At 68.9% G+C, this 19,870-nt stretch carries 18 protein-coding genes and 3 tRNA genes; 7 read left to right on the top strand and 14 right to left on the bottom strand.

Translation table 11 applies throughout. The features are described from left to right. Positions 1-58 precede the first annotated feature (58 nt). Together QH470_RS22855 and QH470_RS22850 are read right to left on the bottom strand one after the other, a co-directional pair. Positions 59-1,951, bottom strand: a complete 1,893-nt coding sequence (locus QH470_RS22855; RefSeq protein WP_280274396.1) for an ABC transporter ATP-binding protein — start codon at positions 1,949-1,951, stop codon at positions 59-61. A 167-nt stretch (positions 1,952-2,118) separates the two neighbouring features. After that, positions 2,119-4,065 (bottom strand): ABC transporter ATP-binding protein, encoded by a 1,947-nt coding sequence (locus QH470_RS22850; RefSeq protein WP_280274395.1) that lies wholly within the window; start codon positions 4,063-4,065, stop codon positions 2,119-2,121. A gap of 174 nt (positions 4,066-4,239) precedes the next feature. On the opposite strand from QH470_RS22850, the gene QH470_RS22845 reads away from it, so the two are divergent. After that, positions 4,240-4,527, top strand: coding sequence for a putative quinol monooxygenase (locus QH470_RS22845; protein ID WP_342228459.1), 288 nt, complete (start codon positions 4,240-4,242; stop codon positions 4,525-4,527). Positions 4,528-4,530: 3 nt separating this feature from the next. On the opposite strand, the gene QH470_RS22840 is transcribed toward QH470_RS22845, so the two are convergent. Then, the gene (locus QH470_RS22840) at positions 4,531-5,307 is read right to left on the bottom strand and encodes a maleylpyruvate isomerase family mycothiol-dependent enzyme (protein WP_280274394.1); all 777 of its coding nucleotides are present in this window, start codon (positions 5,305-5,307) and stop codon (positions 4,531-4,533) included. A gap of 113 nt (positions 5,308-5,420) precedes the next feature. On the opposite strand from QH470_RS22840, the gene QH470_RS22835 reads away from it, so the two are divergent. Continuing rightward, positions 5,421-6,971: an esterase-like activity of phytase family protein gene (locus QH470_RS22835; protein WP_280274393.1), complete on the top strand. Its 1,551-nt coding sequence runs from the start codon at positions 5,421-5,423 to the stop codon at positions 6,969-6,971. A 117-nt stretch (positions 6,972-7,088) separates the two neighbouring features. Here the strand turns inward: QH470_RS22835 and QH470_RS22830 are convergent, their stop codons facing one another. From QH470_RS22830 to QH470_RS22820, 3 genes are all read right to left on the bottom strand, one after another. Continuing rightward, positions 7,089-7,853 carry a DUF998 domain-containing protein gene (locus QH470_RS22830; protein WP_280274392.1) on the bottom strand — a complete coding sequence of 255 codons (765 nt, stop codon included), beginning with the start codon at positions 7,851-7,853 and terminating at the stop codon, positions 7,089-7,091. Positions 7,854-7,929: 76 nt separating this feature from the next. Next, on the bottom strand, positions 7,930-8,346 hold the full coding sequence (locus tag QH470_RS22825) for a very short patch repair endonuclease (RefSeq protein WP_280274391.1): 417 nt from the start codon (positions 8,344-8,346) through the stop codon (positions 7,930-7,932). A gap of 50 nt (positions 8,347-8,396) precedes the next feature. Then, a complete protein-coding gene (locus QH470_RS22820) occupies positions 8,397-9,587 on the bottom strand; it encodes a DNA cytosine methyltransferase (protein WP_280274448.1) in 1,191 nt (396 codons plus the stop codon). A 144-nt stretch (positions 9,588-9,731) separates the two neighbouring features. On the opposite strand from QH470_RS22820, the gene QH470_RS22815 reads away from it, so the two are divergent. Further along, positions 9,732-10,307, top strand: a complete 576-nt coding sequence (locus QH470_RS22815; RefSeq protein ID WP_280274390.1) for a GNAT family N-acetyltransferase — start codon at positions 9,732-9,734, stop codon at positions 10,305-10,307. 53 nt (positions 10,308-10,360) lie between these two features. Here QH470_RS22815 and QH470_RS22810 read toward each other — a convergent pair. From QH470_RS22810 to QH470_RS22800, 3 genes are all read right to left on the bottom strand, one after another. After that, positions 10,361-10,433, bottom strand: a tRNA-Arg gene (locus QH470_RS22810). Between the two features lie 52 nt (positions 10,434-10,485). Then, positions 10,486-10,575, bottom strand: a tRNA-Ser gene (locus QH470_RS22805). Between the two features lie 98 nt (positions 10,576-10,673). Further along, positions 10,674-11,369, bottom strand: a complete 696-nt coding sequence (locus QH470_RS22800) for a dienelactone hydrolase family protein (RefSeq protein WP_280274389.1) — start codon at positions 11,367-11,369, stop codon at positions 10,674-10,676. A 125-nt stretch (positions 11,370-11,494) separates the two neighbouring features. Between QH470_RS22800 and hisC the strand changes: the two genes are divergently transcribed. Then, complete coding sequence (gene hisC / locus QH470_RS22795; protein ID WP_280274388.1) at positions 11,495-12,574, top strand: histidinol-phosphate transaminase; 1,080 nt, start codon at positions 11,495-11,497, stop codon at positions 12,572-12,574. A 145-nt stretch (positions 12,575-12,719) separates the two neighbouring features. On the opposite strand, the gene QH470_RS22790 is transcribed toward hisC, so the two are convergent. Together QH470_RS22790 and nicT are read right to left on the bottom strand one after the other, a co-directional pair. Further along, positions 12,720-13,787, bottom strand: a complete 1,068-nt coding sequence (locus tag QH470_RS22790; protein ID WP_280274387.1) for an alpha/beta hydrolase — start codon at positions 13,785-13,787, stop codon at positions 12,720-12,722. A 100-nt stretch (positions 13,788-13,887) separates the two neighbouring features. Beyond that, entirely contained in the window at positions 13,888-14,937 is a 1,050-nt protein-coding gene (nicT, locus tag QH470_RS22785) for a Nickel transporter NicT (protein ID WP_483243948.1), read from the bottom strand. A 128-nt stretch (positions 14,938-15,065) separates the two neighbouring features. On the opposite strand from nicT, the gene QH470_RS22780 reads away from it, so the two are divergent. Further along, positions 15,066-15,150 (top strand) — tRNA-Ser (locus tag QH470_RS22780). A 65-nt stretch (positions 15,151-15,215) separates the two neighbouring features. Here QH470_RS22780 and QH470_RS22775 read toward each other — a convergent pair. Together QH470_RS22775 and QH470_RS22770 are read right to left on the bottom strand one after the other, a co-directional pair. Next, positions 15,216-15,707: a MarR family winged helix-turn-helix transcriptional regulator gene (locus tag QH470_RS22775; protein WP_280274386.1), complete on the bottom strand. Its 492-nt coding sequence runs from the start codon at positions 15,705-15,707 to the stop codon at positions 15,216-15,218. A 63-nt stretch (positions 15,708-15,770) separates the two neighbouring features. After that, a complete protein-coding gene (locus QH470_RS22770) occupies positions 15,771-16,946 on the bottom strand; it encodes an alpha-hydroxy-acid oxidizing protein (protein WP_280274385.1) in 1,176 nt (391 codons plus the stop codon). A gap of 56 nt (positions 16,947-17,002) precedes the next feature. Between QH470_RS22770 and QH470_RS22765 the strand changes: the two genes are divergently transcribed. Both QH470_RS22765 and QH470_RS22760 read left to right on the top strand, forming a co-directional pair. After that, positions 17,003-17,494 (top strand): GNAT family N-acetyltransferase, encoded by a 492-nt coding sequence (locus QH470_RS22765; protein WP_280274384.1) that lies wholly within the window; start codon positions 17,003-17,005, stop codon positions 17,492-17,494. A gap of 115 nt (positions 17,495-17,609) precedes the next feature. Beyond that, positions 17,610-18,599, top strand: a complete 990-nt coding sequence (locus QH470_RS22760) for an NAD(P)H-quinone oxidoreductase (RefSeq protein ID WP_280274383.1) — start codon at positions 17,610-17,612, stop codon at positions 18,597-18,599. Between the two features lie 12 nt (positions 18,600-18,611). Here the strand turns inward: QH470_RS22760 and QH470_RS22755 are convergent, their stop codons facing one another. Then, entirely contained in the window at positions 18,612-19,814 is a 1,203-nt protein-coding gene (locus QH470_RS22755) for a cysteine desulfurase-like protein (protein ID WP_280274382.1), read from the bottom strand. Between the last annotated feature and the right edge of the window lie 56 nt (positions 19,815-19,870).

Raw genomic sequence — 19,870 nt, 5'->3', positions numbered from 1 at the left:
TGACGAGTCACCCGTCCCCCGCGCGCCGTAGGTGCCGCGCGCCGCCCGAACCTCGGGTTCACACCAGCGACTCCTGCCAGGCCGTGTGCAAGGAAGCGAAACGCCCGGTGGTAGCTGTCAGTTCGGCCGGGGAGCCGTCCTCGACGATGCGGCCGGACTCCAGCACCAGCACCCGGTCGGCGATGGCCACGGTGGACAGGCGATGCGCGATGATGACGGCCGTGCGGTCGCGGAGCACGGTTTCCAGGGCGTGCTGGACCTGCCGCTCGCCCGGAATGTCCAGGCTCGAAGTGGCCTCGTCTAGCACGATCACCGCCGGGTCGGCCAGGAACACTCGCGCGAACGCGACCAGCTGACGCTGCCCCGCGGACAACCGCCCACCGCGCTTGCGCACATCGGTGTCGAAACCCTCCGGCAGCGACATCGCGAAGTCGTAGAACCCGACCGCGCGGGCCGCGGCATGCACCTCGGCGTCGGAAGCGTCGGGCTTGCCCAGCCGGATATTGTCGGCCACCGAGCCGGAGAACAGGTACGACTCCTGGGTCACCATGGCGATATTGCGGCGCAGGTCGACATCGGACACCTCGCGCAGATCCACGCCGTCCAGCCGGACGGTACCGCCGGAGGGATCGTAGAAACGCGCGACGAGTTTGGCGAGCGTCGATTTCCCGGCACCCGTGGCACCCACCAGCGCTATCACCTGTCCCGCCGGAATTCGCAACGAGAATTTCGGCAGGACGGGCTTTTTCGCGAAATTTTCCGCCACCTCCCCGTCGTCCTGAGCATTTCGCGCCGGGTATTCGAAGTGGACGTCATCGAGCGACAATTCGCCGCGCGCCCGGCCGAGCGGGTGCGGCGTGCGCGGTTCGGCCACGGTCGGCCGCTCCTCGAGCACCCCGGAGATGCGTTCCAGCGCCGCGGCCGCGGATTGGTAGGAGTTGAACACCTGGGCCAATTCGTCCAGCGGTCCGTAGAACTGCCGCAGGTACAGCAGGAAGGCCGCCAGCACGCCGATCTCGACGTGGCCGTGAATGACTCGCCACGCGCCCACCACCAGAATCACCACGGTGGTCCCGTTGCTGATCAACCGCACCAGGCCGATGTAGCCGGCCATGCCGCGCAGTGCCCCGGCATTCGCGGCGCGGTACTCGTCGTCCTCGGTTCCCAGGATGGTCTGGTTGCGGTCCTCGCGGCGGAAGGCCTGCACCGCGCGAATCCCGCCCATGACCTCCACGAAATGGACGACGACCTTGGCGATGGCGCTGCGGGTGCGCCGGTATCCCGCCCGCTGCCGCCGCTGCGCCCAGCGGGTCACGTAGACGAGCGGGACGAACCCGGCCAGCACCACCAAGGCGAGCGGAATGTCCAGCCACAGCAGGATCACCGCGATCGTCGCGACCGACAGCACGGCGCTCAGGGCATCGTTGAGGGCGCGGTCGAGCAGGTCCTCCAGCGACTCCAGATCGCTGGTGAGCCGGGCGACGATCTTGCCCGAGGTGTAGTTCTCGTGAAAGGCGACCGACAGCCGTTGCACGTGGGCGAACACCCGCATCCGCAGATCGAACAGCACCTGCTGACTCAGCCGACCCGAGATGCGCACGAACAGGAACGTCGTCACACCACCCAGTACCGCGCACCCGGCCACCCCGCCGACGGCCAGCAACAGCGGCCCCCAGTCCCCCGACATCGCCGGGCGCACACCGGCATCCAGCCCGTGCGCGATGAACAGCGGCGCCGACACCATGGCGGCGTTGTCCACCACGACCAGCACGAGCGCCGCCAGCGCCCACAATCGATACGGCCGCACCAGCGACCACAGCAACCGCCGCTGCCGCGCCGCCAACGCGAGATTCACGGCATCGGAAGCCTCGGTCTCCTCCGCGGCGACACCACGCCACTCGGCCTCGGGTGCTTCCGGTTCGGTGATAGTCGCGGTCGAGGGCAGCGACATCGCGGGCGGAAATGCGGCCGGGTCAGCCGGGGGCCGGGGCGAGCCGGTCGGGAACACGACCGAGCCGGAGGGCATAGCCTGCTCAGGTGCCGACTCGACCGAAGGTGCGGACTCGGCTAGATGCGCCGAGGAGTTTCGTTCCGGGAAGGAGCTTTCCGGCATCTTCGTCACCTCCTGTCCACTGAAATCGTTTGCGAACCAATGCCTTCGGGAACACGATCGCCGCCGGCCTCCCCGGCCTCCCCGGCCTCCCCCGTCTCCCAGGTCTCCCCGGTCTCCCCTGTTGCGCGACCACCCTCAACCACCCCGCCCATAAGCTCGCGGTAGCGCGGGCAGGTTTCCAGCAGGCGTTCGTGCGGGCCGTCGGCGATGATGCGGCCACCGTCGAGCACCGCGACGCGGTCGGCCCAGGCGGCGGTGGAGGGGCGGTGGGCGACGAGCAGCACGGTCGCCCCGGCGAGAGCGGCGTGCAGACGGGCCTGCACCACTTCCTCGGTGGTGACGTCCAAGGCCGACAGCGGATCATCGAGCACGACGATGTGCCCGTCGCTGTGCCGCTGCCGGTCCAGCACCGCGCGGGCGAGCGCCAGACGCTGCCGCTGTCCGCCGGACAGGCTCAGCCCCTGCTCGCCGATGCGCGTGCGCAGACCCCAGGGCAGGTTGTCCACGAGCTCGGTGGCACAGGCGACCTCGAGCGCGGCGCGAACCTGCGCGACGGTGGCGTCCGGATACCCGAGGGTGATGTTCTCCCGCACACTCGCCGAGAACAGCACCGGTTCCTCGAACGCGACCGACACCATCGAGCGCAGGTCCGCCAGGCGCAGCGAGCGGATGTCGACGCCGTCGACGGTGACCGCACCGGCGGAGACATCGAACAGCCGCGGCGCCAGCCCCAGCAGAGCCGACTTGCCGCTTCCCGTAGCGCCGACGATCGCGACCGTCTCACCCGGTCGTATCCGCAGCGAAACATCGTGCAGCAGATCGTGTTCGGCGTCCGGGAAGCGGAAACGCACACTCTCGAAGCACAATTCACCGCGCAGTGGCCGCGGCGCCGGCACCGGCCGCACGGGATCGGCGATCTCCACCGGAGTGTCGATGATCTCCCAGTACCGCTCCGCCGCGGTGCGGGCCTGGTTCATCTCGGCCAGCACGAACCCGATCCCCATGATCGGCCATTGCAGGTAGGTGGCCAGGGTGATGCCCGCGACCAGGGTGCCGAGCGTCATCGTGTGCGTCGTGAGCAGGAACCCGCCGATGGCCAGCGCCGCCGCGATACTCAGCGTCGACAGCGTGTTCAGCGCCGTCCACAGCCGGGCGGCCAGCCGCACCTTGTCCAACTCCAGCCGCTGCAATTCGCGGGCCTGCCGCCGGAACCGGCCACCGAACCACAGACCGCGGCCGAAGGCCTTGAGCACCCGGATGCCCTGCGCCGACTCCTCCACCGTGGTGGCCAGATCGCCGGACTGGTCCTGGGCGCGCCGCGACGCGCGGCCGTACTCCTGCTCGAATCGCAGCGCCAGCAGCACCAGCGGCACCGCGATCAGCAATTCGACCAGACCGATCTGCCAGGCGAACGCGAACAGGATCAGCACCCCGGCGGCCAATGTCATCGACAGCGCGACCAGCGTCGGCGCCACGAACGCGAAAAACCGGCGCAGCGTGGACATGTCGGTGATGGCGCGGGAGGTCAGCTGCCCCGATTCCATGCCGTCGTGCACGCCGACGGACAGCACTTGTAGTCGCCGAAACAGCCTGGCGCGCAAGCCGACTTCCAGCTGCGCGGCGGGATGGGCGATGATCCATCGCCGCAGCCACGACGTCATGGTGCTGAGCAGCGACAGCACCGCCACCAGCAGCACCGGGCCCCAGATCCCGTCGAAATCGCGGCGGGCGACGGGCCCGTCGACGATGTGCGCGGTCAGCACCGGCACCAGCAGATCGCACAGCATGCCGAGACCCGGCAGCAGCGCGCTGGCGTAGAGCGCGCGGCGGTACGGGCGGAAATCGGGCCACAGCCGCCGCATTGGACCCGAATGCGAGTTTTCGACCGGCGCACTCGATCCGGTAATGTCGGCCTCCGTATCGGACGAGGCCCCCGCCAAGACGACGGACACAGCTTCTCCCCCTTCGTCGTTCGCAAGATTCTCCCGCCCCACACAGCGGCCGCCGCACAGCTCGCGCCGGGGTACGACCCTCCAGGTTGCCAGCACCGGGCACGGGCACGCCACAGGTTTTCGGCGGACTCGTCCGGTCCGGAAGCTGCTCGCGGCGGGCCCGAGACCCGGCCTATGCTGCACGACGTGCTGATAGTCGCCGGATACCTGCGCGTCCTCGACCGCGATCGCTATCTCGACAGCTGCCGCGCGGTGATCGAGACCGCGCGGACCACCCCGGGTTGCCTGGACTATGCCCTGGGCGCGGACCTCGTGGAGCCCGATCGTGTCACCGTGTACGAGCGCTGGACCTCGCGCGAGGCCGTGGAGTCCTTCCGCGGCGCGGGTCCGGGCGATCTGTCCGAGCAGATCATCGACGCCGACGTGCGCGAATTCACCTGCTCGGACGAGCGACGACTGTGATTCCTACAGCCAGTCGGGCAGCGCCGGGAGGTCGCCGGTGAGATCGGCGCCGTCGGACCGCCCGATGAGCCAGGCGGCGACGGCGGCGGCCGGACCGGTGACCTCGGTCGTGGGCGAGGTCCCGACGGTGGCCGTGTAGCCGGTGTCGGTGGTGGTCACGGTGAAACTGGGCGGCTTGGGCTCCGCCGGATCCGATGTCATGGGCTTCGCGCCCGGCGGCAGGCTGGGCGTGGCCGCGCGGTCCAACCCGTGCACCACCTCGGGCAGCAACCGTGCGACGAACTCCTCGGGCCAGTCGGCGGGCCGATAGCCGATGTCGAGGTCGACGTGGTGGATCTCGGCCTCGCGCAGGCGCAGCCACGGAATTGCCGTGGCGGGCAGTTCTTTTCCGGTGCGGGTGCGCACCGGGGTGGGCCAGCGGTCGGCGGGCATGGCACGGGCCAGCGCCAGCCAGCGGTCGGAGGCGGCGCGCAGGTCGTCGATCTGCTCCGCCAGCGGCCGCCGCGCGCCCATCTCGATATCGGAGTCGCGCAGGAATTGGCTTGCGTACTGCGGTGTTTCGATTCCGGTGCGGGCCCACAGCAGCAGATTCACCAGGCTGTCGGCATTGCGTGCCAGATGCGCGAGCACGTGTGCGCGGGTCCAGCCGGCGCACAGCGACGGTCCAGGCAGGTCGTCGTCGGTCAGTTTCTCCACCGCGCCGAGCAGGCGGGCGGTCGCCGTGTCGACCGTGCCGAGCAGGGACAGATGCTCGCTCAGTTCGGGGGCATCGCTGGTCACGGATGCGACACTACTCATCGCGGCGGCGGCGCGCCGCACCATATCGATCGCCGAAAGGTAACTGTTCAGATGCGAGACAAGTGGTCGTCGCCTGGTCGCGATAGGCATCACCGATGAGAACCAGCAGTTGTCTCCGAGCCGCCATGCTGGCCGCCGCCTTGTGCCTGGCCGCCTGCTCGTCCGATCAGCCGGGCTTCGCCACGGGGAAGGACCGGCCGCTGGTCATCTCCCCGGACGATCTCCTCGCGCGCACCGGCGGCAGCGCGGCCGTCGCGATCGCCGACCCGGCGCACGGGCGGATCGAACATCGTCCCGACGGCGCGGTGATCTACACCCCCGACGCGGGTTTCACCGGCTCGGACACGCTCTCCGTCACCACCACCGATGCCGTGCGGCTGTACACCACCGACATTCCGACCTTGGGACAATTCGGTGGCACGACGGTGCAGGGCAGTGGTTTCGGGTCGGCGCTCACACCGGTTCCGGGATCGGCCGACGAGTTCTACGGACTGACCGACCGCGGCCCCAACGTGGATGGTCCCGCGAAGGATGAAAAGCTCACACCCACACCGGATTTCGTTCCGAAGATCGGTAAGTTCAAACTGACCGGCACGCGCGCCGAATTGGAATCGACCCTGGAACTGAAAAACCGTGCGGGCGTGGCGTTCAACGGAGGAGTCGATTCGTCGGCCTCGACCGGCGAGACAATCCGCGACCTCGACGGCCGGCCCCTGGCCCCGACCGATCACGGCCTGGATCCCGAGGGTCTGGTAGCACTGCCCGACGGAACCTTCTGGATCTCCGACGAATACGGCCCGTTCCTGGTGCATTTCGACGCCGCCGGTACCGAGATCGAGCGCCTCGCCCCGGGCAGCGGCCTGCCGAAGGAACTTTCGCTACGCACCCCCAATCAGGGGATGGAAGGACTCACCGTCACACCGGACGGCGGCACGCTCGTCGCCATCATCCAAAGTGGTTTGCGCACACCGGGTCTCACCTCGGCCCGCGTAGTCCCGATGACCCGCATCGTCACCGTCGACCTGAAATCCAAGGCGGTCCGCGAGTTCGTCTATCCGCTGGAGAATCCGAAGAGTCAGCTGGCCGTCTCCGATATCACCGCGTTGAGCGCCACCACCTTCCTCGTCGACGAGCGTGACGGCAAACTCGCGCCGAAGTCGGACAAGAAGCTGTGGACCATCGATCTGGCCGGGGCCACCGACGTCGGTCCGCAGGCCGCGGTGCCCGGCACGCGCTACGACCCGAACCTCGGTCTGCTCGTCGGAGACAAGCCGCTGGAGACCTACGTCGGCGCCGTGCCCACCGCAGACGGCGTGGCGGCGCTGCGGCGGGCCGCGATCACACCGGTCGCGAAGCGTTCGAACCTCGACCTGTCGGGCCTGGTGGCCGGGCTGGCCGCCGACGGCGGCTTCTTCGGCCACGACAAGATCGAGGGCGTCGCCACCACCGACGGCGGCAGGACCCTCTACATCGCCGACGACAGCGACTTCGGCCTGGCCGGCAGCACGGGCGACGCCCCACCGTTCGGGCTGCGACCCAAGATCCTGCCGAACGGGGCGCAGGACAGTGGCGAGATCCTGCGGATCGACACCGGCAAACTGCCCGCGCGCACCGAGACGGCCGAGGTGACCGTGACCGTCGGGTGATTCTCAGGATTTACCCACACAGCACACGGACCGCTGACAGGCGGCGGTGTCACGGTGGAGTTATGCACATCCTCATGGAGATCATCGTCGGAGCCGGCGCGCTGGCCGTCCTGGGAGCTATGGCCGTGTCGGGTGCCGTCGCGTCGGCGGCACCGCGCTCGCTGGTCGCCGTGCGCGTCCGCCGCCGCTGACCAGCCCGACCTGCACCGCCAGCGCCACCAGCCACAGCGACATCGACCCCACCTGGATGCGCTGGGCGATGCCGAGCGCGTAATCGCCGGTCAGGTTGTCGGCGATCAACATCCAGGCCGTCGCCGCCGTCCCCAGCACAACTATCCACAGGCCCGAATGCCGCAGGATCGGCCAGCGCCGGTACCGGAACGCGGCCGCGCTGAACGCGATCATGGCCACGAAGATCGAGGTCACGGCGAGCGTGCTGGTGAGCGCGTGCACCTGGTGCAACTGCGGGAACAAGCCGTTGTCGCACGATTCGGCGCACGGTTCGATCGGCCACTGCGCGTCCGCGATGGTGGACGCGCCGAAGCAACCCAACGCCACCCATCCGACCGTCGACAACCGGCGGCGCGAGAATGCGAACAGCCCGCCGAGTGCGGCCGCCAGCGCCAGACTGCCCGCGATCGTGTCGGCTGTGGAGAAGACCCAGCCGTAGGGGCGGCCGTCGGCGTCGAGTTCGCTGAGGAACGAGTCGACCGGGTCCAGGCCGACCGGCAGCACGAATTCCAGGACCCACGAGGAGTAGCAGACGCCCGCCACCGCGATCGCCGCGGCAATGCACCAGCGCAGGGCCCGCGGCCGCCGAGACACCGGCCGATCCCGTTCCAGCACGGCCGCCGCGGAGCGCGAGTGTTCGGTCTGCGCCATCGCCCTCGTTTCGTTGGTCCGTCGGCCCGACTACGGACTGGTCGGACGGGTTGCCGCCCTACCGCTCCATCATGACCTATCGACCCGACAGCGCCGCCTGCACTCGGTCGGCCGCCACCGCGGCCGGCTCGTGCTCCCACACCCGCACCACCAGCCAGCCCGCATCCGCCAGCCGCGCATCGGTGTCGCGGTCCCGCGCGACATTGCCCGCGAGTTTGTCCGCCCACCACTGCGCATTGTTCTTCGGATAGGTGGCATGCTCCGGGCAGCAATGCCAGAAACAGCCGTCGACATAGACGGCCACCTTCCGACGCGGGAACACCAGGTCCGCCCGTCGCCGCAGGCCACGCACCGGTGCCCGGTCCACGAAGAACCGGCACCCACGCCGATGTAGCTCCTTGCGCAGCTCGGTTTCGGGTTTGGTACCGACCCGGCGCTGGCGGGACATCCGCGCACTGGTTTGCGCGTCGGTCGTGGGGCGTCCTGCGGTCACGATGCCCAAGGGTATTGCGATGTACTGCCTTTCCACATGCTGTGCTCCCGTCAGCGGGCCGTCACACGGGTCTCGGCGAGTGTGGACAAGTCGGTGAATTCGCCTGCGACCGGTGGGAATCCACCCATTCTGAGCAGATGGTTCTCCACATCGCCCAGGAATCCGGGTGGGAAGCGGAGATTGCCGCGGGCGGCGCGGCGGAGGAAGCCCGCGGTGGCGCGGGCCGACAGCAGGCGGGCATCTTCGAGGAACCAGCGGAGGTCCTCGTACGGTTCGTGCACCGGCCAGGTCGAGACGGCCACGCGATGCACGGTTCCGGCGTGTCCCCAGGCCGCCGCGGGCCAGCGGTGACTCGGCAGCGGCAGTTCGTCGGGGACCACGTGGACCACCGGATCGGCCAATCGCGCCCCCGCCCACGACGCCATCCGCACGCTGACCGCATTGCCGACCAGCTTCCACCGGTGACCCTGCCGCACGCCCGGGGCGGCCAGCGCCGCATCCGTCCAACCGGGCGAAAAGCCTTGCAGGCGTTCGGCATCCGCGAGGCCGGGCGTGACGATCTCGCCGGACGGCAACCGCACCGCGGGCGGGCTGGCGATCCCCAGCCCGGATCCCCCCTTGAGAGTAGGTACGGCGTTCACCGCCCAGCCGAGCCCACGCACCCCCTCGGTCCAATAGAAGCCGCACGGATCGACATCCGCGTCACCGATCATCCGCGGCCCCGCGTCGGTGCCGAACAGCACCGGGCGCGGATCCTCGGTGCGCGAGGCCAGCATCAGCACCCGCTGTCGCCGCTGTGGCAATCCGAACGCTCGGGCATCCACCACCCGATACGCCCAGGTGTAGCCGAGTTCTTCCAGCGCGGCGGTGATGTGCCGCATCGCCTGCCCGCGATCGAGTTGCAGCATGAACGGCACATTCTCGATCAGCAACCAGCGCGGCCCCCGCTTGCGCCGCACCAACCGGAACACCTGATCCACCAAACCCGAACGCGCACCGGTAATCCCGGCGGTCCGCCCGGCCTGCGACAGGTCCTGACAGGGAAACCCGGCGGCGACCAGATCGGTCCCGGACGGCAGCGACCGCAACCGCGTCACGTCCGCATGCAACTCGACCTCGGGAAACCGCGCCGCCAGCACCGCCTGCGCACCCGGATCGATCTCGCACAGCAATTCGGTCCGCCACCCGTGCGCGCTCAGGCCGAGCTCCAGTCCGCCGATACCGGCGAACAGCCCGACCATCAGCGCGCCCGTCACAGCTCTCCTTTCGCCGCCCGACCCCGGCAAGCCCGCCACTACCGTGCCGGGCCTGCGGGAGAACGTTACTCGAGTTCCGGAACGGGGTATCCGACTCCCCGCGAAATCGGCTTGCCCACCGTCGCGCCCATGACGACCATGGGCCGCATGACCTACCCGGCCGAAACCCTCACCCACGGACGCGTACAGCTACGCCGGGTCCGCCGCACCGACGAAGACACCCTGTACCGCCTCATCAACGAGTCCCTCACCCACCTCCGCCCATGGATGGGCTGGGTATCCCCCGAGGGCGAACACCCCCGCGCGGCAATCGCGGAGTACCTCACCCGAGCCGACCAGAACTGGCTCTCCGGTGACTCCTTTTCCTACGCGATCCTCGTCTCCGACACCATGATCGGCGCCTGCGGCCTCGAAAACCGAATCGGCCCGGGCGCCCTCGAAATCGGCTACTGGCTACACCCCGCCCACACCGGCCGCGGCTACGCCACCGAATCCGCCGCAGCCCTCATCACCGCCGCCTTCACGCTCCCCGCCATCGACCGCGTCCAAATCTGGCACGACGCCGCCAACACCGCGAGCGCCGGCGTTCCCCACCGCCTCGGCTTCACCGAAATAGCCCGCCGCACCCCACCTCGCGACCCCTTGGCTCCTGCAGAAATCGGCACAGACGTAATCTGGGAATTCACCCGAGCCGAAACATCGTGAAACGTAGGCAAAGAGAAATCCCCTGACACACAATGTGTGTCAGGGGATTGATGCGCGCCCGGAGAGACTCGAACTCCCAACCTTCTGATCCGTAGTCAGATGCTCTATCCGTTGAGCTACGGGCGCAGGTGATGTCCAATGACATCGTGTGTTCAGTTATGACCCGGCTGGCCGGGCGTGGCGGAGGCGAGAGGATTTGAACCTCCGGTCCCCGTGAAGGGACAACTCATTAGCAGTGAGTCCCATTCGGCCGCTCTGGCACGCCTCCTGGAGCCTTCTCGTTCGAGGGGCCCGGTCCTTTCGAACCGCCGAGAGCAAAGAGTACAGAGGTACCGCTCGGGACGCAAAACGGCTGGTCAGGTGGGGCTAGCGTAGGTGGCTGTCGAACCAGTCGAAGATTCGGGACTGGGCGTCGAGCAGGATGTCGGCATCTTCGGAGTCGGCGGCGTCGAAGCCGGGGTGGTCGGGACGGTGGTGCAGGCCGGGGTAACTCACCAGGAGGGTGGCGACGGCGGCTCGGGCGGCGGCCTCGCGCAGGGACTCGAGTTGGTCGGCCGGGGTGGCGGGATCGTCCGTGCCGTACAGGCCCAGCCATGGGGCCTGCAGTTGCGGGGCGGCCCGGACCAGCGCGTCGGCCCGATCGTCGAGGGGGACGGTGATTCCGGGGGCGGCCACGCTGACGGCGGCGCCGATCGGCCGGTTGGTCGCCACCAGGCAGGCGGCGGTGCCCGCCGAATCGAAGCCGAGGACCCCGATGCAGTCGCCGAACACCCCGCGGCCGACGAGCCAGTCGTAACACGCGTCGAAGTCGTCGAACAGTTCGTCGCCGAACACCGCGTCGGTGCTGCCGTTGCGGTGGAACAGATTGGGCGCCACGACGATCCAGCCCTCGCTGGACAGCGACCGCATCAGCTCCAGCAACGCATCCGCGAACTCCCGGGATTCGTGCAGCACAACGATCGCGCCGCGCGCATGCCCCTCCGGCTCGAGCACGGTGATCGGCACCCGGGCCGCCACGGCGCCGTCGCGCGGCGCTGCGATGTCTCGATAAATGCCCGACATGAAACCAGGGTAGTTCGGCTTCGGAAACTTCGGGAGAACTCGCATGTGAGGCGGACTCACCCGAATAATTTCCGGCCGGGCCGCCACCGCGACCGAGCCGGTCCGGCAAGTTCTAGTGTGGTGAGGTGAGCGCTCGTATTCGTCCGGACCTGGAGTCCATCCCCGCCTACGCACCCGGCCGCAGCCGTCCCGGTGCGGTGAAGTTGGCCAGCAACGAAACCACCCACGGCCCGCTGCCGACCGTTGCCAAGGCCATCGCGGAGGCGGTCGAACTCGCCAACCGGTACCCGGACAACATGGCCGGCGAACTTCGCGCGGCCATCGCCGAGTTCCACGATGTGGACGTGTCGCGGGTGGCGGTCGGTTGCGGCAGCGTCGCTCTGTGCCAGGAATTGGTGCAGATCACCTGTGCCGCGCCGACCGACGAGGTGCTGTTCGCGTGGCGCTCGTTCGAGGCTTATCCGATCGTCACCCAGGTGGGCAACGCTCGGGCGGTGCAGGTGCCGCTGACCGGCGGCTACGCCCACGACCTGGACGCGATGGCCGCGGCCGTCACCGAGCACACCAGGCTGATCTTCGTCTGCAACCCGAACAATCCCACCGGCACGGCCCACGGGCGCGCCGAGTTGATCCGGTTCCTCGACGCCGTGCCCGGCCACGTCCTGGTCGTGCTCGACGAGGCTTACTACGAATATCTGCGGCTGCCCGCCGACGATCATCCCGACGGCGTGGAGATCGGCCGCGATCGGCCGAACGTGCTGGTGCTGCGGACCTTCTCGAAGGCGTACGGGCTGGCCGGGCTGCGGGTCGGCTATGCGGTGGGCGATCCGGAGGTCATCACCGCGCTGCTCAAGGTGCACATCCCGTTCAGCGTGAATCGGCTGGCGCAGGCGGCCGCGATCGCCTCTCTGGAGGCCCGGCACGAACTGCTGGACCGCACCGATCATGTTGCGGCCGAACGGGATCGGATGGGTGACGCGCTGCGGTCAGCGGGCTACACCGTGCCGCCGAGCGAGGCGAATTTCGTGTGGCTGCCGCTGGGCGAGCGCAGTGCGGAGTTCGGCGAGGCGAGCGCCGCGGCGGGAGTGCTGGTGCGGCCCTACGGAACCGACGGCGTCCGAGTGACGGCGGGCGATCCGCACGAAAACGACCTGTTCTTGGCCTTCGCTACGAATTCAGAGGTCACCGGCCGTTTTCTGGGCTGAGGGGACCACACCCGCCCAGGTGAGCCGTCGGCGCCGGAGGGGCGACGGTGGCCGTACTCAATGAGGACCGGCCTCAGCGGACACAATCCGCCTCGGCGCGGCGAAATCCGCCGGTTGCCGACGGATTGTGTCCGTTCAGACCGGGTCAGTGTGTGCCCAGCGCCTTGGCGAGCGTCGGCCACGCCTTGGGCAACTCATCCGCCCAGTACGGCCAGGAGTGCGTCCCCACCGGGTTGAGGTTCACGGTGGCCGGGATCTGCATGCGGGACAACCGGTCGGCCAGCGCCATCGTGCAGGCGTTGGCCGCGGCCTCGAGCGGTCCACCGAAGGCGACCGAGGTGGTCGAGTCGGGGTTGGCGGAGCTGTCGTGCGGGCCGGGCAGACCGCTGCCCGACGACAGGTAGATCGTCTCGCCGCGTAGCCCTTCCGCGTTCACCATCACATCGTGCGCCAGCCAGTCGGGGTCGTCCTGGTTGCCGAACATGTTGTCCGGGTCGCCGCCGTAGGTGCGCACCACGGCCCGCGCCTGCGCCTGCCCGAGATCGGAACCCATGGCGTAGCAGCCACTGTGAGCGGCGACCGCGCGGTACAGCCGGGTATTGCGCATGACCAGCATCATCGCGGCCTCGGCGCCCATCGATACGCCCTCGACGGCGTTGCTGCCGTTGCCGTCGAACTTCGCGTCGATCAGCGGCGGCAGCTCGCGGGTGAGAAAGGTTTCCCACTTGTTGGTGCCCAGGACCGGGTCCGTCTGCTGCCAGTCGGTGTAGTAGCCGGCCGGGCCGCCGAGCGTGAAGACCACGTTGACCTGTTTGTCGTCGAAGAACCGCAGGGCGTGGCCGCGTTCGATCCAGTTGTTGTAGTCGTTACTCGCGCTGCGGCCGTCGAGCATGTAGAGGGTGGGGCGCGGTCGGCTGCGGTCGGTGGGCAGCAGCACCTGCACCTCCACCGTCCGGCCCATCGCGGGCGAGCGCACCGATACCTCGACCAGCCGATCGGAGAGGGACTCGACGTGGTCGATCGCCGCTTCCAGGGGAGGCGACTTCTCCGCCCGGGGCTGCGGCCCCTCGGCCGAACCGGACTCGGCGGGCGGTTGATGCGGGGGCGGAGGGTCGGCCATACCCGGAGCTGCCGAACCGGCCACACCGATGACCAGTGCGGCACAGGCGATGGCGGCGCCGGACAGCCGACACCGTCTCCGGCGACGAACCATGACCGTCATCCTGCCAGAGGTCGAGGGCGGCGGCGAAGCGCGGAATAGGGGTCGCGCCGAAAGTGGCCTGCGCCACAGCAATTCGAGTTACGCTGGCGAGTCAGTCCGAGGCCAGGTCGTTCTCCCAGCGCCGCTCCACCCCGGTGAACCGCCAGATCGCCACGGCCACCGCCCAGGTCAGCACGAAAAGTCCGACGATGATGAAGCCGAGCTGCCCCAGGTCGAGATTGCCGATCCAGGCGACGATCCCCGACTCCACACCGACCTTCTCCACCAGGATCGACACCAGTTCCTGCCCGCCGATCAGCAACGCCACCGCTACCGATAGCCCGGTGATAACCAGGTTGTAGTAGATCTTGCGGATCGGCCGGGCGAAGGCCCAGTCGTAGGCGTAGCTCATGAACGAGCCGTCCAGCGAGTCGAGCAGCGACATGCCGGCCGAGAACAGCACGGGCAGCACCAGAATCGCGTACCAGGGCAGTCCGGTCGCGGCCGCGCCGCCCGCGATGACCAGCAGGCCCACCTCGGTGACGGTGTCGAAACCCAGCCCGAACAGCAGACCGACCGGATACATGTGCCACGGCCTGCGCACCATCCGCACCGCGGGCGCGAGCACTCTGTTCAGCAGCCCGCGCGAGTCCAGCGCCCGTTCCAGCTGCGCCTCGTCGAACTCGCCGCGCCGCATCTGCCGGAACACCCGCCAGATCCCGATCAGGGACGCCAGATTCAACAGCCCGATCAGAATCAGAAAAGTGCCCGAGACGCTGGTACCCCACAGCCCCGTCCACCGTTGCAGCCCCGAATCGGAATCCTCCAGATTCCGCGCCAGCGCCCGCACCCCCAGCGCGATCAGCCCGACGAGCACGAAGACCACCGACGAGTGCCCCAGCGAGAACCAGAACCCGACCGACTGCGACCGTGCCCGCCCGTTCTCCGCCACCAACTTCCGCGTGGTGTTATCGATCGCGGCAATGTGATCGGCATCGAACGCATGCCGCATCCCGAGCGTGTAAGCGGTCACCCCCAGCCCGACCCCGAACACCGCTCCGTCGACGAGGTGCTGCTGCGGCACGATCACCAGCAACAACACACCCCACCCGACCACATGCAGGACCGCGATCGCCCCCGCCATCCCAACCACGCCGCGCACCGCAACACCCCGTTCCCCTACCAACCGAACCGGTCAACGGTACAACCTGCCCCCTCCCCCCGCCCCGACACCGATTGGGCATCCCGCCCAGCTCACCAGTAACCTGAGATGGCTCCGTCCCGGAGCAAGGTGGGTTGCCCGAGCGGCCTAAGGGAACGGTCTTGAAAACCGTCGTGGTTCACGCCACCGTGGGTTCAAATCCCACACCCACCGCAGGTCAGGGGTACGTCTCGGTGCCAACCCGGCGCCTGTGCTGGGCGCGGCCCACCCCCATCGCTTCAGCGGAAGTCGCGGGTGGACAGTTCCTTCTCGACCAGTTCGAAAACCTCGCCCAAAACCCTGATCTGGTCCGGGGTCAGCAGGTCTATGAAGTCTCGGCGGACCGCGTTTACGTGGCCTGGGGCTGCGGTGCGTAGGCGGGTCATGCCTACCTCGGTGAGGTGGGCGCGGACTCCTCGGCCGTCTTCCTCCGCGCTCGTGCGGCGGACCATGCCCTGGGCTTCCATGCGGCGGATCTGGTGTGTGAGGCGGCTTCTGGAGGAGAGGACGCCGTCGGCTAGATCGCTCATGCGGAGGGAGTGGTCGGGGGATTCGGAGAGGAGGACGAGGATTCGGTATTCGGCGAGGCTTAGGTCGTTGTCGCGTTGGAGTTGGCGGTTGAGTTGGGCCATGAGGCGTTGGCCGCCGTCCATGTAGGCGCGCCAGGCGCGCTGCTGAGCCGAGCTGAGCCACCTCGGCTCCGGGGGCGTACCGCTCGGTTCGGAAGTCATGCGGACATTCTATTAGCCGCCCGAGATGCGAGCTTCGCCCGGTCAGGGCGGGGACGACCGGGGTCAGCGGGTGGACGACAGCATTGCGCGGCTCAGGTCGGCGATGCCGGTGCAGCCCGAAAGGCCCATGGCCGCATCGAGATCCGCGAGCAGCACGCGGAGGGCGTGCCGGACTCCGGCCGCTCCGGCGATGCCCAGGCCGTAGGCCCACGGGCGGCCGTAGAGCACTGCCTTGGCGCCCAGTGCGAGGGCGACCATGACGTCCGAGCCGGTGCGGACGCCGGAGTCGAAGAGCACGTCGGCGCGGTCGCCGACGGTCGCGACGACCGTGGGCAGCGCGTCCAGCGCCGCGATGGAGCCGTCGACCTGGCGGCCGCCGTGGTTGCTCACCACCACTGCGTCGGCGCCGGCGTCGACCAGTTGGCGGGCGTCGTCGGGATGCAGGACGCCCTTCACCGCGATCGGCAGTTCGGTCCATTCGCGCAGCCGGGCGATGTCGGCCGGGCGCAGGCCGTGGTTGCCGAACAGGCCGACCCAGGTCAGCACCGCCATCCGCAGCGCCTCCTCGCTCTCCTCCGGCGGCGCGGACAGCTTCGCCCGAAACACGGGGTCCGACAAGTAGTTCGCGACGCCCTTGGCCTGCAGGAACGGCAGGTGGGCCAGCTCGAGATCGCGCGGACGCCAACCCAGGCTGGGAGTGTCCGCGGTGACCACGATCGCCCGGGCGCCCGCCTTCGTCGCCCGCTCCACGAACGAGCGGGCCAGCTCATCGTCGTTGGGCCAGTACAGCTGGTACCACCAGGCCCCGGCGGCCGCGCCGACGTCCTCGATCGGGGTCGACGCCGCCGTCGACAGCACCATGCCGACGCCGAGTTCGCGGGTCACCTCCGCGACGAGCGTCTCGCCGCGTTCGTGCAGCAGTTCCAGCACGCCGACCGGTGCGGTCAGGATCGGCGCGGCCAGCCGCGTGCCGAGCACCTCCACCGAAAGATCGCGCACGCCAGGTCCGCTGGCGCCGCGCCACATCCGCGGGACCAGCCGGTACCGGTCGAACGCCGCCTCGTTCGCCGCCGCGGTGCGTTCGGACGACGCGCTGCCCGCCACATAGGCGTAGGCCTCCGGCGACAGCACCTCGCGGGCTCGTTCGGCCAGGCCCGCGGCCGTCATCGGCAACTCGGGGACCGCACCGGAGAGCCCGGCCAGATAGATCTCGTTCTGGAAGTCGGCGAAACTGCTCATTCCCGGAACGCTAGTAGGAATCACCCGCCGCCGAACAGAATCGATAGTGTCGGCGCATGCCCGAGTTGATCGCGCCCACCACACGCCTTCACGACGCCTGGCTCGACGCGCATGCCGAGTGGGGTCCCGGCGCGCATGAAGACGGGTTCGGGCTGGCGCCCACCGACGAGGTCGAGTCGCAGACCGGTTTCACCGCATGGGTGAAACGGCTGACCTACGACACGGACACCACATACCGATGGATCGCCGAAGACAACCGCATACTCGGCGGAATCGCACTGCGACACAACGTCGACGACCATGTGAATTGGGCCGGCCACATCGGCTTCGGCATCCGCCCGACAGCACGACGACAGGGGCTTGCCACCTGGGCGCTGGGCGAGATGCTCGACCACGCACGTGCACTCGGCATGGACCGCGTGCTGGTTGTCTGCGCCGCGCACAATGTCGAATCGGCGAAAACGATCGAGCGCGCCGGCGGCATCCTCGAAGAAGTCCGCGATACCCGACACGGACCCGCGCGACGGTACTGGATAGCACTCGCCTGACCCGAAGCAAGACGGCAAGGCGGGAAGCCGAGCAGCAGCGCAGTACCGGCGACGGAGTGCTGGTTTCGGCGCGGGGCGCGGGAGTTCGGGACGGGAGGGTCGTAAGGTCGCGGGTATGTATGCGGTGACACTCGAGGGTTTCGGCGGTCCTGAGGTACTGGGGTGGGCGGAAGTGCCGGATCCGGTGGGTCCGGCGGCCGGTGAGGTGCTCATCGAGGTCGCGGCGGCGGGCGTGAATCGCGCGGATCTGATGCAGCGGCAGGGGTTCTATCCGCCGCCGCCCGGCGCCAGCGAGATCGTCGGACTGGAAGTGTCGGGTGTGATCGCGGCGGTCGGGGCGGGCGTCACGGACTTCCGGACGGGTGATCGGGTGTGTGCGCTGCTGTCCGGCGGCGGATACGCCGAGCGGGTGGTGGTGGCCGCGACCCAGGTGCTGCCGGTGCCCGACGGGCTGGATCTGGCTGCGGCGGCGGCACTTCCGGAGGTGGCCGCCACCGTCTGGTCGAATCTGGTGCTGCGGGCCGGGCTGCACGCGGGGCAGCTGCTGCTGATTCACGGCGGCGGCAGCGGTATCGGCACCCATGCCATTCAGGTGGCGGTGAGCCGCGGCGCGCGGGTGGCGGTGACGGCGGGCTCGCAGCTCAAGCTCGACCGCTGCGCGGAACTCGGCGCGAGCATCCTGATCAACTACCGCGACGACGATTTCGTGGCCGTGGTCGGCGAGGCGGGTGGCGCCGACGTCATTCTCGACAATATGGGCGCGGCCTACCTGAACCGCAATGTCGAGGCCCTCGCCGAGGACGGGCAGCTGTGCATCATCGGCATGCAGGGCGGGGTGCGCGCCGAGTTCGATATCTCGAAACTGCTGGCCAAGCGCGGCACCGTGCACGCAACGAACCTGCGGCGCCGCCCGGGAACCGGCCGTTCCAGCAAAGCGGAGATCATTGCCGAATTGCGTCGCCACCTGTGGCCGCTGATCGCCGACGGCACCGTCGCCCCCGTGGTGAGCGCCGAACTTCCCGCCACCGAGGCCGCCGAGGCGCATCGCCTGCTCGACTCACCGGAGACCGTCGGCAAGGTGATCCTGCGGATCAACGAGCAATAGGGAGACGGACGCTCAGTCCAGCGTCGCCAAGGCCCGGCCCAACTGCTCGATCTCGAATTTCGTTGTGTAAGGCGCCAACCCGATGGTGACCGCCCCGCCCTCGTCGTTCACACCCAGCGCGTCGAGCAGACGGCTTCCCCCGTGCACGCCGCTGAGCGTGCCGACGCGATGATCGGCCAGCTTCGCGGAGACCTTCTCGGCCTGCATGCCGGCGATGGTGAAACTCACCGTCGGGATGCGGGTGGAGGCGCGGCCGATCACCGTCAGGTTCGGGACGCGGTCCAGCACGTCCATCAGATGCTCGAACAGCTGATCGTGATAGTCCTGCAGCGAGGTGATCGAGATCTCCAGCCGCTCACGGCGAGTGCCGGTGGCCTGCTCGTCCAGCCCGGCGAGGTATTCGATGGAGGTGGTGAGCCCGGCGAGCAACGCGTACTGGTGATGCCCGACCTCGAGCCGCTCGGCGCCTTTGGCATAGGGATTCAGCGACATCGACGGAATCCGGTCCAGGAACGCCGGATCCCGGAACACCAGCGCGCCGATCTGCGGCCCGCCCCACGCGGGGGCCGACAGCGCGACCACGTCGGCATTGAGTTCGTCGATATCGATCAGCGCGTACGGTGCGGCGCCGAAGCAATCGGCCACCAGCAAACCGCCGACCTCGTGCACCCGGTCCGCGGCAACCCGCACGGCCGGCGCCGAACCCACGATCGGCGACGCCGCCGTCAAGGCAACTAAACGCGCGGTGGGCCCGATCAGCTCCTCGAACTGCCAGGCCGGCATCTCACACGTCTCTATTTCCACCTCGGCCCAACGCACATGGGCGCCATAGCGGTTGGCGATGCGCAGCCACGGCGCCACGTTCGCCTCGTCGTCCAGACGCGACAGCACGATCCCCGTGCCCAGCCCGAGCCGGGAACTCAACGACTCGGCCAGCCAGGCCAGCAGCACCGCGCGATCCGGGCCGAGTACGACGCCCGCCGGGTCGGCGCCGACCAGGTCCGCAACCGCCTCGCGCGCGGCGTCCAGGATGGCGCCGCTGCGCCTGGTGGCCGAATACCGATTACCGTGGGTGAACGCGGAAGTACGGAAACCTGTTGAGACGGCGCGGGATACCGAATCGGGGACGAGCATCCCCGCCTGCGGGTCGAGATGGATCCAGCCGTCGCCCAGGGACGGTATCAACCCCCGAACCCTCGCGACGTCGTAAGTCATGTGGGCCACTCTAAGGGCAGGGGGCAAGTCGAGGTAACCGTGTCGACGGCTACCAC

Source organism: Nocardia wallacei (assembly GCF_029868745.1).
GTDB lineage: Bacteria > Actinomycetota > Actinomycetes > Mycobacteriales > Mycobacteriaceae > Nocardia > Nocardia wallacei_B.
Note: the sequence above shows the minus strand (reverse complement) of the source record. Positions and strands in the feature narration are given on the sequence as shown.